At 39.5% G+C, this 14306-nt stretch carries 15 protein-coding genes and 2 pseudogenes; 7 read left to right on the forward strand and 10 right to left on the reverse strand.

Features of this window, described 5'->3' with window-relative positions:
- The first annotated feature begins 160 nt into the window (after positions 1 to 160).
- Both CLV38_RS10665 and CLV38_RS10670 read left to right on the forward strand, forming a co-directional pair.
- On the forward strand, positions 161 to 829 hold the full coding sequence (locus tag CLV38_RS10665; RefSeq protein WP_106195330.1) for a hypothetical protein: 669 nt from the start codon (positions 161 to 163) through the stop codon (positions 827 to 829).
- 29 nt (positions 830 to 858) lie between these two features.
- Positions 859 to 1230, forward strand: a complete 372-nt coding sequence (locus CLV38_RS10670) for a hypothetical protein (protein WP_106195333.1) — start codon at positions 859 to 861, stop codon at positions 1228 to 1230.
- Between the two features lie 65 nt (positions 1231 to 1295).
- Here CLV38_RS10670 and CLV38_RS10675 read toward each other — a convergent pair whose 3' ends face one another.
- From CLV38_RS10675 to CLV38_RS10685, 3 genes and pseudogenes are all read right to left on the reverse strand, one after another.
- Entirely contained in the window at positions 1296 to 1655 is a 360-nt protein-coding gene (locus CLV38_RS10675; RefSeq protein ID WP_106195336.1) for a RidA family protein, read from the reverse strand.
- A gap of 128 nt (positions 1656 to 1783) precedes the next feature.
- Positions 1784 to 2236, reverse strand: coding sequence for a hypothetical protein (locus CLV38_RS10680; protein WP_106195339.1), 453 nt, complete (start codon positions 2234 to 2236; stop codon positions 1784 to 1786).
- A gap of 144 nt (positions 2237 to 2380) precedes the next feature.
- Positions 2381 to 2536, reverse strand: a pseudogene (locus tag CLV38_RS10685) (type II toxin-antitoxin system RelE family toxin); the annotation flags it as partial.
- Between the two features lie 418 nt (positions 2537 to 2954).
- On the opposite strand from CLV38_RS10685, the gene selD reads away from it, so the two are divergent.
- Positions 2955 to 3995: a selenide, water dikinase SelD gene (selD, locus tag CLV38_RS10690; protein ID WP_106195342.1), complete on the forward strand. Its 1041-nt coding sequence runs from the start codon at positions 2955 to 2957 to the stop codon at positions 3993 to 3995.
- Positions 3996 to 4009: 14 nt separating this feature from the next.
- Positions 4010 to 5044 (forward strand): tRNA 2-selenouridine(34) synthase MnmH, encoded by a 1035-nt coding sequence (mnmH, locus tag CLV38_RS10695; protein WP_106195345.1) that lies wholly within the window; start codon positions 4010 to 4012, stop codon positions 5042 to 5044.
- Between the two features lie 79 nt (positions 5045 to 5123).
- On the opposite strand, the gene CLV38_RS10700 is transcribed toward mnmH, so the two are convergent.
- Complete coding sequence (locus tag CLV38_RS10700) at positions 5124 to 5771, reverse strand: nitroreductase family protein (protein WP_106195348.1); 648 nt, start codon at positions 5769 to 5771, stop codon at positions 5124 to 5126.
- 4 nt (positions 5772 to 5775) lie between these two features.
- Positions 5776 to 5910, reverse strand: a pseudogene (locus CLV38_RS14220) (HRDC domain-containing protein); the annotation flags it as partial.
- A 221-nt stretch (positions 5911 to 6131) separates the two neighbouring features.
- On the opposite strand from CLV38_RS14220, the gene CLV38_RS10710 reads away from it, so the two are divergent.
- Both CLV38_RS10710 and CLV38_RS10715 read left to right on the forward strand, forming a co-directional pair.
- On the forward strand, positions 6132 to 6878 hold the full coding sequence (locus CLV38_RS10710) for a DUF6577 family protein (RefSeq protein ID WP_106195354.1): 747 nt from the start codon (positions 6132 to 6134) through the stop codon (positions 6876 to 6878).
- Positions 6868 to 7914 (forward strand): nucleotidyl transferase AbiEii/AbiGii toxin family protein, encoded by a 1047-nt coding sequence (locus CLV38_RS10715; protein ID WP_106195357.1) that lies wholly within the window; start codon positions 6868 to 6870, stop codon positions 7912 to 7914. Before CLV38_RS10710 ends, CLV38_RS10715 begins: the two co-directional genes overlap by 11 nt.
- A gap of 208 nt (positions 7915 to 8122) precedes the next feature.
- Here the strand turns inward: CLV38_RS10715 and CLV38_RS10720 are convergent, their stop codons facing one another.
- The 4 genes from CLV38_RS10720 to CLV38_RS10735 form a co-directional block, all read right to left on the reverse strand.
- Complete coding sequence (locus tag CLV38_RS10720; protein WP_106195360.1) at positions 8123 to 8893, reverse strand: ABC transporter permease; 771 nt, start codon at positions 8891 to 8893, stop codon at positions 8123 to 8125.
- Positions 8886 to 9821 (reverse strand): ABC transporter ATP-binding protein, encoded by a 936-nt coding sequence (locus CLV38_RS10725; protein WP_106195363.1) that lies wholly within the window; start codon positions 9819 to 9821, stop codon positions 8886 to 8888. Before CLV38_RS10725 ends, CLV38_RS10720 begins: the two co-directional genes overlap by 8 nt.
- Before the next feature lie 207 nt (positions 9822 to 10028).
- On the reverse strand, positions 10029 to 10544 hold the full coding sequence (locus tag CLV38_RS10730) for a DUF3221 domain-containing protein (protein WP_170068886.1): 516 nt from the start codon (positions 10542 to 10544) through the stop codon (positions 10029 to 10031).
- 556 nt (positions 10545 to 11100) lie between these two features.
- A complete protein-coding gene (locus CLV38_RS10735; protein WP_106195369.1) occupies positions 11101 to 12054 on the reverse strand; it encodes an NAD-dependent epimerase/dehydratase family protein in 954 nt (317 codons plus the stop codon).
- A 199-nt stretch (positions 12055 to 12253) separates the two neighbouring features.
- Here CLV38_RS10735 and CLV38_RS10740 point away from each other — a divergent pair, with 199 nt between their 5' ends.
- Positions 12254 to 12697 carry a hypothetical protein gene (locus CLV38_RS10740; RefSeq protein ID WP_106195372.1) on the forward strand — a complete coding sequence of 148 codons (444 nt, stop codon included), beginning with the start codon at positions 12254 to 12256 and terminating at the stop codon, positions 12695 to 12697.
- Between the two features lie 82 nt (positions 12698 to 12779).
- On the opposite strand, the gene CLV38_RS10745 is transcribed toward CLV38_RS10740, so the two are convergent.
- The gene (locus CLV38_RS10745; protein ID WP_106195375.1) at positions 12780 to 14201 is read right to left on the reverse strand and encodes an SLC13 family permease; all 1422 of its coding nucleotides are present in this window, start codon (positions 14199 to 14201) and stop codon (positions 12780 to 12782) included.
- Between the last annotated feature and the right edge of the window lie 105 nt (positions 14202 to 14306).

Raw genomic sequence — 14306 nt, forward strand, 5'->3', positions numbered from 1 at the left:
TATTGAGAGTTAGTGGTAACTTCAATATAACATGAAATTCACATGGCGTTTTTTATATGTTAGCCTGAGTGGCTAACTTCATTATAAAATCCAGCATCCAGAAATATTCAAATCACTTTACTAACCTGAATAGACAGTATTTAAAATGGAGGTATACGTAATGAGCTTAAAGGTTAATCTTCCCATAACTTTATTCATTTGCTTATTTTTAGCTGGTTGTAATAATAGTGAAGCAACTTCTCTACCTTTGGACACACCTCTATCTGATAACTTCGGTGAGAGTGCTTATGCACTACCGGAGTCTTTAGCTGATATAGAGGGCCGCACAGAAAATAGCGTACGTGTGAAAATGCTTAATATTCATCATCTAGGTGAACTGGATCCAGAAAAAGATGACTATCAATGGACTCTAACTGTGTCAGAGGTTGAAGTACTTGATGTGATTGAAGGAGATTTAGAGACTGGTGATACGATTTTTGTTGGAGAACCCTACTATCTCAGCCATGGAGAAGATTTGCAGCGTATAGGTGGTTACGTCCCTATGATTAATGGGCAAGATTATCTCCTTTTCTTATCTACTCTGAGAGAAGAAACCTGGCTGGAAGAACCCGTGGACAGTTGGGAAATTGTTTTCTCAGGATATGGGCAGCACCATCCAGATAAAGAAGCTGATTTTTACGATGATCTTCACTCTCGTAATACAAAGGGATTTGAAACAGTCTCAGATATTCTAGACTATGATTTTATGGCGACTAGAGCAGACGAGGTGGAGCTTTACCGTACCATTCGTGCAGAAATTGAAGAACAGTATTTCTATATTTTTGATTAAGATTAAGTATAGCTAAGGAGTGAAGACAGTTGAAGAAACAATTAGTAGTAGTTTTGTTTGCCATTTTATATTTAACCTCATGTGATTCTCAGGAATATGGTATCGAAGAGGTAGACGCTGTTAACGATGACATTCAGTCTATGATTGATCCCAATCTAACACTTCAATTGATCAGCATAGACGAAGACTATTATTATGTTGTTTTTCATTCGTCACTAGAAGTAGAGGCTGAAGTAGAAATCCAAGAGGATACGCTGCTGATACAACTGACTGAACTCTCTGACGAGGCTGATCTAACGAATCAACATATATTTAAACTGACAACAGGTCAGGAACACGATACACTAGAAGTATTTATAAATGATGAGTCAACGTATATTGATGAGTTTATCATAATGTAAAGCTTTAGAATGATGTATTAAAAAAAGAAGCTGGAATTAAATCCACGCTTCTTTTTTATATGTTATTAGCTCAAATCAGCAATCGCTTCTATTTCTATTAAAGCCTCTTTCGGTAAAGCTGCGACCTGATAGGCTGTTCGAGCTGGGTACGGTTCAGAAAACAGGTCTTCCATGACTTCATTCACTGCTGAAAAGTTTGCCAGGTCTGAAACAAGTACGGTCAGTTTAACAACATCTGACAGCTTCTTCCCTTCCAGCTCCAAGATAGACTGGATATTCTTGAATGACTGTCTCGCTTGAGCTTCAAACCCTTCAACTAGTTCATTTGTTTCTGGATCAACTGGCAACTGACCAGAAGTGAACAGCTGGGTTCCAGAAATACGGTACGGGCTGTATGGTCCTATTGCTTTTGGTAATTTACTCATTAAGGTTCCTCCTAAATCTCATATAAGTTTTATTATATAAGGTTTAGCTTGATGTGAACAGCTTAATTTAATTAATCTCTCTTTGTAGACGTAAGATTATTTTTTCACTCATTCAACTTGTTTTTATTTCAACTTTCCTTATTACTCTGAAATTTCACTTCCACATTTTCAAGTCCATTAGTTTCAAATTCGATCTGATACTCTTCTTCTTTAGCCCACACTTTTCTTAGCCACTCTTCTCTATCCGTTAGTTCTCCTGTCAATTTCTGCAGTCTGATCATATCACGATCAGCTAGTCGAGAAGGTAATTCTGTCCAAAAGACTTCGTTGTCATACTCACTTATATACTCTTGTATTTTTCCTGTTTCGAAATCTCTTGTTTCAAAGTGCATCCCGTACTTTGCATCATATTTAACGATATCTTCGCAGCCCATCTGTTTTGCGAACGAGTAGATATATTCCCTCAACTCTTCATACTCTTCCACCTTATCAGTTGTTCGAATGCCGTTGACCATCATATCCCCCAAATGCACCAGATCGATGAGGGACCTGTACTGTTTTTTTGTTAAGTTGATTTTCATGTAAATCCTCCTCTATTTATTTAACTTTATAAGAATACGCTCTCAAAATAATAGTAACATAATAGCGTGTATTCCAGTACATGTTACTTAATATATGGTCTCTAAGTACAAAAAAAGCCCTCAATTATTTCCCGATTGAGAACTTTAATGATAACTATCTTTTCCATGACCAACTTGAAGTGCGAGTACAACCATTCGATCATCTTGAATGTCTACAATGATCCGATAATTCCCTACCCTGTATCTCCATTGCTCTAGACGGTTACCTTTCAGGGACTTACCCAGCTTTCTTTCATGTTCTCGATCTTACCGTTTTCTATATTCAGCAATCTTGATAACCAGTGAAATAATAAGAGTGACCGCGATAACAGCTAATATGATATTAGTAAACATCAAAGTATTATTTAACTCTCTTAAGTAATTATTTACTTGGACCAATTGCCGCTGAGACGTATCTGCAGCACGTCCAATATTATTAACTAAATCATTCTAATTTTCGATTGTCAGTTCATTCATACACTATTCCTCCTATTGTAAACACTTTAACACAATTAGCAGCACTAAAACAAAAATAATATCAATTTTATTAATCACTATAAATAAAGCTAATGTCCTACATGTATATCTTGCTAAACTTATTCTTCTCTGATAACACCAGAGTATAAAGAGTGGTAAACTGTTTATACATACATTCAATTAAACGAAAGAAGGTCCACGAATGACTCAAGTTAAACTGACTACACTAACGACAAAAGGCGGCTGCGGCTGTAAGATTGGCCCAAGTGATTTACGTGAGGTTTTAAATAGTCTTCCGGAAACTAAAAAAGACCCTAACTTGCTTGTCGGTTTAGATACAGGCGACGATGCGGGGGTCTACAAATTGACTGATGATCTGGCAATCGTTCAGACGCTTGATTTTTTCACACCGATTGTAGATGACCCTTACGACTTTGGACAGGTCGCCGCAGCGAATGCACTGAGTGATGTCTATGCGATGGGGGGAACGCCTATCACAGCATTGAACATCGTGGCTTTTCCGATTCACACTTTGGATAAAGCAATCTTGACTGAAATTCTGCGCGGCGCAAGTGATAAGTGTCAGGAAGCAAACTGTAATCTGGTAGGAGGTCATTCAATCGATGATCAGGAACCGAAGTTTGGCCTTTCAGTCACTGGGACGATTCATCCAGATCATATCCTGACAAATGCCGGAGCCGAAAAAGGTGACCAGTTGATTCTGACAAAACCAATCGGTGTCGGTATTTCGACTACTGCCATAAAACGTGGACTACTTTCAGAAGAAGAAACAACAAACGTCACACGAGTGATGGCTACTCTTAATAAAACATCTGCAGAAGTAATGAAAGAGTACGACGTTCATGCCTGCACTGATGTAACGGGCTTTGGACTACTGGGTCACCTGACTGAAATGGCCACTGAAAGCCATCAGGCCATAACAATCAATAAAAACGACGTCCCTGTCCTGCCACGTGTGCGTGAACTGGCTGAACAAGGCGTGATCCCCGGCGGATCGAAAAACAACCTGAAACACGTGAAAGAAGTCGTGCATTTCGATTCTCACCTTGACGACATTGACCAGCTCCTTCTGGCAGATGCCGTTACTTCCGGCGGACTTCTGATGGCTGTAAGTAAACAGGATGCGTCAGCGCTACTCGACTCGCTTAAACAAAGCCGAATCGATGGGAAACTGATCGGTGAAGTAACAGATGGCGATGCCGGTCATATTTATGTCAAGTAAGAAAGGACTTCTATATGCTTACTAATATTACACCACAAGAGCTTTTCCACTTAAAGGAACAAGGAGAGACGATCATCGTTGATGTGCGTGCACCGATAGAATTTGAAGAAGCGACGATTCCCGGTGCGATCAATATTCCTCTGTTCACTAATGAAGAACGTGCCGAAGTCGGGACCACTTATAAACATAAAGGACAGGAAGCCGCAAAAGAACTGGGATTGGAACTGTTTTCGAAAAAACTTCCCGCCTTTATTAAAGCATTTAAAGCATTAGAGGCTCCTGCCACAGTTTTCTGCTGGAGAGGCGGTATGCGCAGTCAGACTGCCGCAACCGTACTTGACTTAATGGGGATAAGCGTCAACCGGTTAACTGGTGGCATCAAAGCCTACCGTATCTGGATAAAAGAGCAGCTTGATACACTGCCCCTCCCTCCCCTTTATGTACTCAACGGGCATACAGGCAACGGGAAAACACATATTCTTCGTGAGTTGAAAGAAGAAGGCTACCCTGTCATTGATCTGGAAGGAATGGCTTGTCACCGCGGATCGATCTTCGGTCAGATCGGACTCGAGCCGAGTAATCAGCGAATGTTTAACCTGTTACTCGGAGAAGAGCTTCTGCGTTATCAAAACGAGCCTTACGTGCTCATTGAAGGAGAAAGTTCACGGATTGGAAAAGTAGTCATTCCTGAACGCTTTTATCAGCACAAAGAAATCAGTCCGCAGTTGTTCATTGACCTTCCGATTGACGAACGAGTAAAGATTATTTTAGCTGACTACTCACCCGATGACTATCACGACGAGTTCATCGACTCATTCAGTAGGATCAAACGACGGATTCATACGCCAGTGTCTAAAACCATAGCGCAGGCGCTTGAGGAAAGAAATTATACTGAGGTTGTTAAAAACCTGCTGATCTATTATTATGACCCGCATTACTCGTATTCAAATACTTATTCCGATGAGCTGATCACACTGATTGAAGAAGAATCTGTTGAAGATGCGAAGGCTGAAGTAAAACAATTTCTGTCGCGTAAAGTGCACGTATAAATAATGATAATATCGGCGTATGAAAAAGGCAATCGTGACTATCACGATTGCCTTTTATTTAGTAATTAGTAACCAGATCTTACTCAAACGTAGTGATTTGTTCTGCATCTAATCGAACAGTTTCTTCCCCTGATTCTAAAGCTTTACCTACTGATAAAATAAGGACTGGAACATAACGCTCTTTGTCTAATCCAAAAGTTTCTGCTAGTTGACGATGTTCAAATCCACCGATAGCATTAGTATCATACCCATGACTGCGTGCTACTAGCATGAACTGCATAGCTGCTAAATTGTAATCTAGCCTGACTGCTTTTTTCATTTTTTCTTTAGGAAAACTCTTATATAGAGGAATAAATGCGCCCAGTTGCTCATCTCTCGCTTCCTGCGACAGTTTCCCTTCCGCTACTGCTTTATCGTAGATTTCTTCTCCGTATTCGTAACACTGTAAATCACCAAAAATCAGAAGCGTGGCGGATGATGTATCATTCTGTGTTGTATTACACCGAACCAGGGGTCTCAATTTAGCTTTCCCTTCATCACTATCTACCACTACAAAGCGCCAAGGCTGTAGATTTACCGAAGAGGGTGCTTTTGTTGCTGTCTGAATCATTTCAAGCATTTCTTCATGGGAAATCTTAACAGTTTCATCGTAAACCCGAATAGATTTGCGTCCTAATACGATGTCTGAAAAATCGTTGTTTCTCAAAATGAGATACCCTCTCTTCATTTGATTAACTCATTTGACTGTTCTCAATAATCCTTACAATATCTTCGCCATATTTATTGACCTTTGCAACAGCAAATCCTTCAACTGTCTGAAGTTCTAGTGTATTCTCAGGCATCTTTTCAATTAAAGCGTCTAACTCCTTATTACGAAAGCTTTATTTCTTTTATTATACCAGAATGTAGCTTAAGCTATTCCTGAATATTTATGGTGATTACATATTATTGTAATAGTTACTTAACACAAATCTTATATCAAACGTTCGGGTGATTATTTGATATCCACCCGAACATTTGATATAATTAAGCAAATGTTCGGGTGTTCTGAGATATTAGACCCATTTATTTGGTTAGGAGGATGTTAATGAGTAATACATTCAAGACACGTGACTTGATTCATTTTTTTAAAAAAAATCAACCTATAACTACACAAGACTTCTTAAATTTCTATCATCAATTTAATCCAGACTTACCCCTTACAACATTGAGGTGGCGTATTTATGAATTAAAACGTCAAGGGATTATATACAGCCCTAAGAGGGGGTTGTACGCTCTGAATGAAAAAGATACTTTTCAGCTAAAACCGACTAAAAAAATGAATGAACTAGGAGATTTACTGCAAGAGAAATTTCCATATGTTAATTATAGTATTTATAACACTAATTGGATTGGGAATTTGTCCAATCATCTCTACCAAACAAATAATATAATAGTCGAAATTGATGCAGATATTCTAGATGTTGTTTTTTATTTTTTGAAAGAAAATTACCCAAATACATTCTTATCTCCTGAACAAAAAATGTATGATTATTATATTTCTCCAAAGGAAGAAAATATTATTGTCACACGTCTGTATGTTGATGCTCCGCTAAATAAAGTTAAAAATAATTATCACACGCCAAAGATCGAAAAACTCATAGTTGATTTGTTGATTAATGATCCTATCATTTTCCCAGTAGGAGACGCAGAAATTAAAACTATTATATTGAACGCTACAAATAAGTATAATATTAATTACTCGACATTAAATAGATATGCAAAAAAAAGAAATGCCGTAAACTTGCTGGTGCAAATGAAATTAACCGGAGGTCCGAACCAAAATGATTACTGAGAATAGTTTAACCACAGAATGGTATGACAATTTAAATACCCAATATAAAAGTTTAGATTTTAATCTACTAGATAAAGTTAATCATGCTTTTTTTTTGTTAGAGAAACTATCTCATACTCGTCTCAATTTCATTTTCAAGGGTGGCACCTGTCTATTGCTTTTATTAAAAGAAATGAAGCGTTTCTCGATTGATATTGACATTGTTATTACTGACAGTATATCTGAAGAAGAGCTAACAACCTTTTTACAAGAAGTATGTGATCAGTCAATTTTTACACACTTTGAAGAACAAATTCGCTATAAAACAGCTATTCCAAAAGCACATTATAAAATTTACTATTCATCACCTCTTGATAAAACTGAATCATATGTATTGCTTGATATCTTATTTGAAAAATCACCATACACTCGCCTCATCAAGATACCAATTGAAAGTTCTTTTATAGATACAAAACCACCAATTAAATTCGTAACTGTTCCTGATATTGAAAATATTCTGGGAGACAAGCTAGCTGCTTTTGCTCCTAATACAACAGGTATTCCTTATGGACAAGGTAAAGAAATGGAAATTATTAAACAGTTATTTGATATAGAAAGCTTATTTGATCAAGCAGTCAATTTAGGAGAAATTAAAAAAACCTTTATCAATTGTGCTGAACAAGAACTCGTCTATCGGCAATTAGAAGGTTTAAATCCAGTAGATGTTTTGGATGATATTCTAAGAACCGCTTGTATTATTGGTGGAAGACGAAGTATTGACAAAGAAACATTCTTGCAGCTAGAGGATGGTATTCGCAGAATCAAATCTCATATTATTGATCGTAATTATATAGTGGAAGAAGCCGTTGTTAGTGCTGCAAAAGCTTCTTACTTAGTAAATCTTCTCAAAACTGATGCAACAGAAATAACCAGGTTCGACCCTTCTCTACCTTTAAAAGATATGACAGGTGTTCCTTTATTCAAAAAGATGGCAAAAATGAAGAAATTTAGCCCTGAAGCCTATTATTATTTTGTAAAAGCTCAGGAAATAAATTAGTGATATTGTTCCTGACCACTAAAGTATTCGTATCATCTCTCCAATAAGTCATGTAGTTTAAAATAAAATTGATTGTGACTCTATACTAATTACCCCACCCTGATTATCTGGTCTAAGCAACTATCTTTTCTGCCATGTCCGCAAAATAAGACACTCTCACCGTTTAACGATAAGTTAAACGGTGAAAGTGTCTTATTTGAATGCAGGATTAACTTCTCAATCCACGGCCTTTTTCTATCAGATACCAGTCAACTGAGTAAAGGGCAATGATAAATACAATCAAAATACCCATGGATAACAGAATGGGAACATCAATTATGCCGAGAAAGCCGAATCTGAATCCTGAAATCATGTAAACGATTGGATTGACCCGTGAGACACCTTGCCAGAATGGAGGCAGCATGGAAATTGAATAAAAAACTCCACCCAGATAGGTCAAAGGTTGAAGAACAAACGTCGGCACGATTGACACATCATCAAATGACTGAGCGAAAATCCCGTTCAGTAGACCTGCCAGTGAGAATAAAATGGATGTCATAAGCAGGGTTAAGATGATAATGACCCACGAGTAAACTTGAAGCGGAACGAAAAACAGAGAAATAATTGTAACCAGCGTACCCACCAGGATACTTCTCCCCAGTCCCCCAATGACAAATCCCCACATGATGATATGGGTCGGCACGGGTGCAATCAGCAGTTCTTCAATATTTTTCTGGAATTTCTGCGAGAAAAATGATGACGAAACATTCGAATAGGAACTGGTGATGACTGACATCATGATCAGACCGGGAACGATGAACTCCATATAGGAGAAGCCTTCCATCTCACCAATTCTGCCTCCAATCAAGTTCCCGAATATAACAAAGTACAGTGAGGTCGTAATCACTGGTGGGACTAAGGTCTGTACCCAAATACGCAGGTACCGATTTGTTTCTTTGACTGCCAGGCTTTTTAGAGCCGTCATATATAGATTAAACATGTGTATCCTCCACTTGAACTTTTTCTTCGGTCAATTTTAAGAACAGTTCTTCCAGTCTGTTTGACTTATTGCGCATGGACAGAACTTTTATCCCCTGACTAGTGAGCTGACTAAACAAGTCATTAACTCCTTGACCTCTCTCGACTTCCACAGATAAAGTCGTGTCGTCTTCCATTTGACTGTCATATCCTGTGATGACCGGATCAGTGGCAGTAGGCTCTATGTCAAAAATAAAGGTTTCAAACTGCAGTTTAGCCAGTAACGATTTCATACTGGTGTCTTCAATCAGATTACCTGACTGAATGATCCCGATGTGTCGACAAAGCATCTCAGCTTCTTCAAGGTAATGAGTCGTCAGAATAATGGTAGTCCCATTGGCGTTCAACTCTTTAAGGAACTGCCACATCTCACGTCTCAATTCGATATCCACTCCGGCTGTTGGTTCATCCAGGATCAGCAGACGCGGTTCATGCATCAATGCGCGGGCGATCATGAGGCGTCTCTTCATTCCCCCTGAAAGCATACGAGCACGCACATCCCGTTTTTCCCATAAACCTGATTGTCTCAAGTATTTCTCACTGCGAATTAATGCCTCTTTGCGTGACACTCCGTAGTAACCAGCCTGATTGACAACGATTTGCTGGACTTTTTCAAATGGATTAAAGTTGAACTCTTGGGGAACCAGTCCGATTTGTTGTTTCAGGCGTGTCAGATCAGTATCCAAATCATACCCAAACACGTTTACTTTTCCAGAAGTTTTGTTGACCAGTGACGTAATGATCCCAATTGTCGTTGATTTCCCGGCACCATTTGGACCTAAAAGCGCATAGAAGTCTCCCTCTTCAACGGTCAGTTCGATTCCACACAGGGCTTCAACGCCGCCAGCATAGACTTTTTTCAAGTCTTTTATTTCAAGTGCTTTTACCATTTATTACCGATCTCCTTAAAATTTACTTTTCCTATATTATTACTCCGTTTTACATTATACCACGACAACGCTTATTTATTGTAAGCTTCTATTGAAAGAATCACATTGTCTAAAAATGAATTAATTTTGCACAGCAAAAAAGGTTGATGACTACTTCTCATCAACGCTTTTTTGATATATGGATCTAGTCTTTTGAAGCCTATTCAGTTAGTTATCTTCTACTTGAAGCGTGTGTTCTTCATAAGAATTAGTATCTTCCAGCACAACTGTCCATTCATCTTCATCGTTATCATACGAGATGGATTGAAGCGTTAAAATATCGTCTTCAAATTCTTCTTGAGTTAAGGCTTTGTTTAATGCTTCCGCTTCAGAAAGATCTGCACCTCCTGGAGTAGGACTGGACAGGGTATTTAATTCACCAATAGCTGCCTGGGCTGGGTAGGATTGATTCACCCCTCCTTCAAACCAGATACTGACCTCTTCACCTATAGCGACATTATCCGGGGCGTTACTTGCCCAGACTGCATCAAAGAACCGTTCATTTCCGCCTGATTGACTGAAATCTTCTGGCTCTGTGCTTACCACTAGAATGGCCTCATCATTTTTATCCATAACATACCCCGTAATATTGGGAGTTCCTCTAAAAACAGTCGTCATACTATTACATCCAGTTAATATCAATAGTGTTAAAAAGCCAATAAAAATCATTTTCTTGCTGACCATGTCATCCCTCCTCGGATTTCCAGGTTTAGCTTGTTTCATTTTTGGATTGTTACCTTTTTCAAGTCATGATGGCCATTTCGATTGTTTTTTTTAGTTATTCACTAGCAATCTGAGGTTCTTCCGGCTTTTGTATCGTATTCTACTGAATGTAATCAGAAGGACTGGTTTGAACATTATTTAGAAGCCAGTTCATTGGTTGTTTCCTAACTAACTGGTCACAATATCGTTATTGAAGCTAGTTCTCCTGAATTTCATCAGTAAAGTAGTCTCAATAGTCGTTTTGAAGCTAGTTCATTCGCCTATTCAAAACGAACTGGACGCAATATGGTTATTGAGACGACTTCTACCGTCGTTTCTCCACCAACTGGTACCAAAATCGATTTAGAGACCTGTTCTGATCCGTATCTCACCTGAACTGGTCACTAAACTGTTTTTGTGGCTACTTCGAGTGCAATATTAATCTGAACTAGTCTCAATTCATTCGAACAGGCATCTTATTCAATTACCTTCCTATTTCTTCGAATAAAGCAGAATCTCACCCTTTGATAACTTCCAGCTAATTAACTTTAATGACGTCCCGGTCGAGATAACTTTGTATGCTTGCTTCTACTACTTCAAGCGCTGTGTACTTCGGTTTGTATTCGAGCAGTCGTTTGGCATTCTCAATGCTGTAGTATCCACTGCGCGCCAGATGGTGGTATGAGATACTGGTTAATCTTTCATCATTAATATACTCACACCACTTGTCCCATGACAGGAACCTGACTTGAGGAGTGTGTCCGAAGAAACGGTACATGGCCTGTGCATAACCATAAAGGGTCAGTGATTCTGCTGATACGGCATGGAAGTTTTCTCCCAATGACTGGTTGCGGTGATTCAGTGCATCCACAAACATCTGGGCTACATCTTCTCCGTGAACAGGGTGCAATGTTTCCATCCCAAGATTCGGAAGAGAGAGTTCTTTCCCATCTGCGATTGTCTGGAACACACTATCGTCTCCGTATCCAAGTGGGTTAATGATTGACCAGCCGGGACCACAAATCTGACCTGGACTGATCATAGTTGCCGGGAATCCATTCAATCGGTGCTCCTGCTTCAGATACTTTTCACTTTCATATTTCTCACGCCCGTATTCATCCAGAGGATATTTCACCCCATTTGGATCTACCGGGACTGTTTCTGCTCGCCCGTGCGTCCAGATTGTTGAACAGTAAAGGTAATGTGACAAACTAGTCTCTTTTAGTGCTTCAACCATCTCTTTGACTTCTTCCAGTTTGAAGCAGATCAGATCGATCACGACGTCTGCATTCAGCGCTGCAATTTTCTCTGAAAATGCCGGCTCATTACTCCGGTCCAGCACAACATGTTCGGTTTTATCCCATGTCCAGTCTTTAATATACGGGTCACTCTTTCCGCGACTGACCTCAATAACCTGATGCTGTTCTTTCACAAGTTTAGGGATCAAATACGAACCAATATGTCCACTGCCACCAATAACCACTACCTTCATCTGTGTGCCTCCTCATTTTTCTTCATCATACCATGTTTCTTAAACAAAACGACAGCCACACCTCACTTAGCTTGCCTCACCTATCAAAGCAATTGACTTCTTTTGGCTTAGCTAGTAGTATTGAAGTACACTTATAAAAAGTAAGCACTTGGTTGTTTTTAGTCACATTAATACAGAGATGAATAGAGGAGACGATTAAATGACTACACCGGCATTATCACTATGGGAAGCATATCAGCTAGAAACCTTGCGTTCTAAAGGACTGACTGACGAGACACTTCTTACGGCTTTAAAAGAAAAAGACTTGAAAATATTAACTGATACAGATGATTCATACGATTATAAGGAACTTATTGAAGCTGCTGAGGATAATGAAGACAGTTTTCAGGAAGCTGTTCAATCTGGATACAGGGTGAAATTTTTATCCATATATGGCATAAAGAACCTGTTGAAATTAAAATACAATTTGGAATCTGACAATGATTATACTATGTCTGATAACCATTTCGAGGGACTCCTATTGACTAAAGAGCAGATCAGTGAATTTCAGACTCTTGCTTCTTCACAGTGGCAGGTGCTGGAAGAAACGGATGAAAATGGAAAACGCACTGTCTCCATCCAGCATAAAATGAATCAGGGTTAAAACGTTCCCTTAAAATCATGTAAAGCAAAAAGAAGCTAGCGAGAACTAAACGCGCTAGCTTTTTTATATGTTTTCGACATTCTTAATAACTTAGTAAAATCGGCTGCAGGTAGTAGACTGCCAGAACGATAACCACAATCCCTACCATATTCATCCAGAATCCTGCTTTCATCATGTCTTCTATATCCAGCACATCTGCAGAGAAGACAGCTGCATTCGGCGGGGTGGAAATAGGCAGCATGAATGCACAAGATGAAGCCAACGCAACAACAGCCATAATACCGTACGGCTCTACACCGATCCCAGCAGCCAATCCGACACTGATCGGCATCAGCATATTGGATACGGCTGTATTAGACATGATTTCGGTCATAAACAGCACTGTTGCTGTCAAGATAATTAAAATCAGTAAATAATTAAAGCGGTCTAAATTAGATAAAATATCTCCGAACCAGACGGTCAGCCCGGAAGATTCGAACGCTGCCGCTAGTGACAAGCCCCCTCCGAATAACAGAAGCAGTCCCCATGACAAGTTTTTCATATCGAACCAGTCCAGCAACTTCCCACCCTTACTGTTTGGAATAACAAAAAGAGTCGTTGCACCCAGCATTGAAATCGTCGTATCTGAAAGTTCCCAAGGCAGGAATCCTCCAAAGATCCAAAGCATTCCAGTGAATGAGAAGATGACTAAGACATACTTCTCTTCTATAGACATGGGCCCCAATTCTCTCAGCTGTTCTTTAGCAAAATCAGAAGATATCTGGCCATCATCTTTTACACGGAATTTTATTTTAGTAATGTAAACAAACAACACTACGAGTAAAACAGCCGTTATAACAATCCCAAATGTAAACCAGTCCGCAAACGTAATCTCCTGATTCAGCATATTAGAAGCGACGGCTACAAGGGCTGCATTGGGCACAGACCCGACAATGGTCGCCAGTCCCCCAATAGAAGCAGAGTAGGCAACAGTCAACAGCAAGCCTTTGGCAAAATTCTGAAATGAGTCATCTTTCAGGAACCCTTTCTCCTTGATTTCAGTAATAAGTGCCAGTGCGATCGGCAGCATCATCAAAGCAGTCGCGGCATTGGATATCCACATGGACAGAAAGGCTGTGGCCAGGCCCACACCGATAACGATTCGACTACTGCTGGTCCCTAAAAGGGCAATGATACTCATCGCAATTCGCTTATGTAAGTTCCACTTCTCAATCGCCAGGGCAATCGTAAATCCGCCCATATACATAAAGACAATTGGATTTCCGTAAGCCATCGATGCGGTCGCCTGATCAGCTCCACCCGTTAAAGGCAAAAGGAATATTGGAAGCAGTGACGTTGCCGGAATCGGTAAGGCTTCTGTGATCCACCAGGTGGCAACCCATGCAGTTACCGCCAGGACAGCTCTTGGGCTGGTCTCCAATCCGGTTATAGCCGGTATAAAATAAAGCAGTGCAAAGAATAACGGTCCAGCGACTAACCCTATTTTCTTGAAATTAAGTGTCATATCGTATCATCTCCTGTAAATGTATTCTTTCTGGCTATTAAAAAATCCCTGTCTTAACAAGGAAATAGTGCACTGTCAGAAAAAAAACTCTGACATGCACTATTT

The organism is Alkalibacterium olivapovliticus, from assembly GCF_003003275.1.
GTDB classification, from domain to species: Bacteria; Bacillota; Bacilli; order Lactobacillales; family Carnobacteriaceae_A; genus Alkalibacterium; species Alkalibacterium olivapovliticum.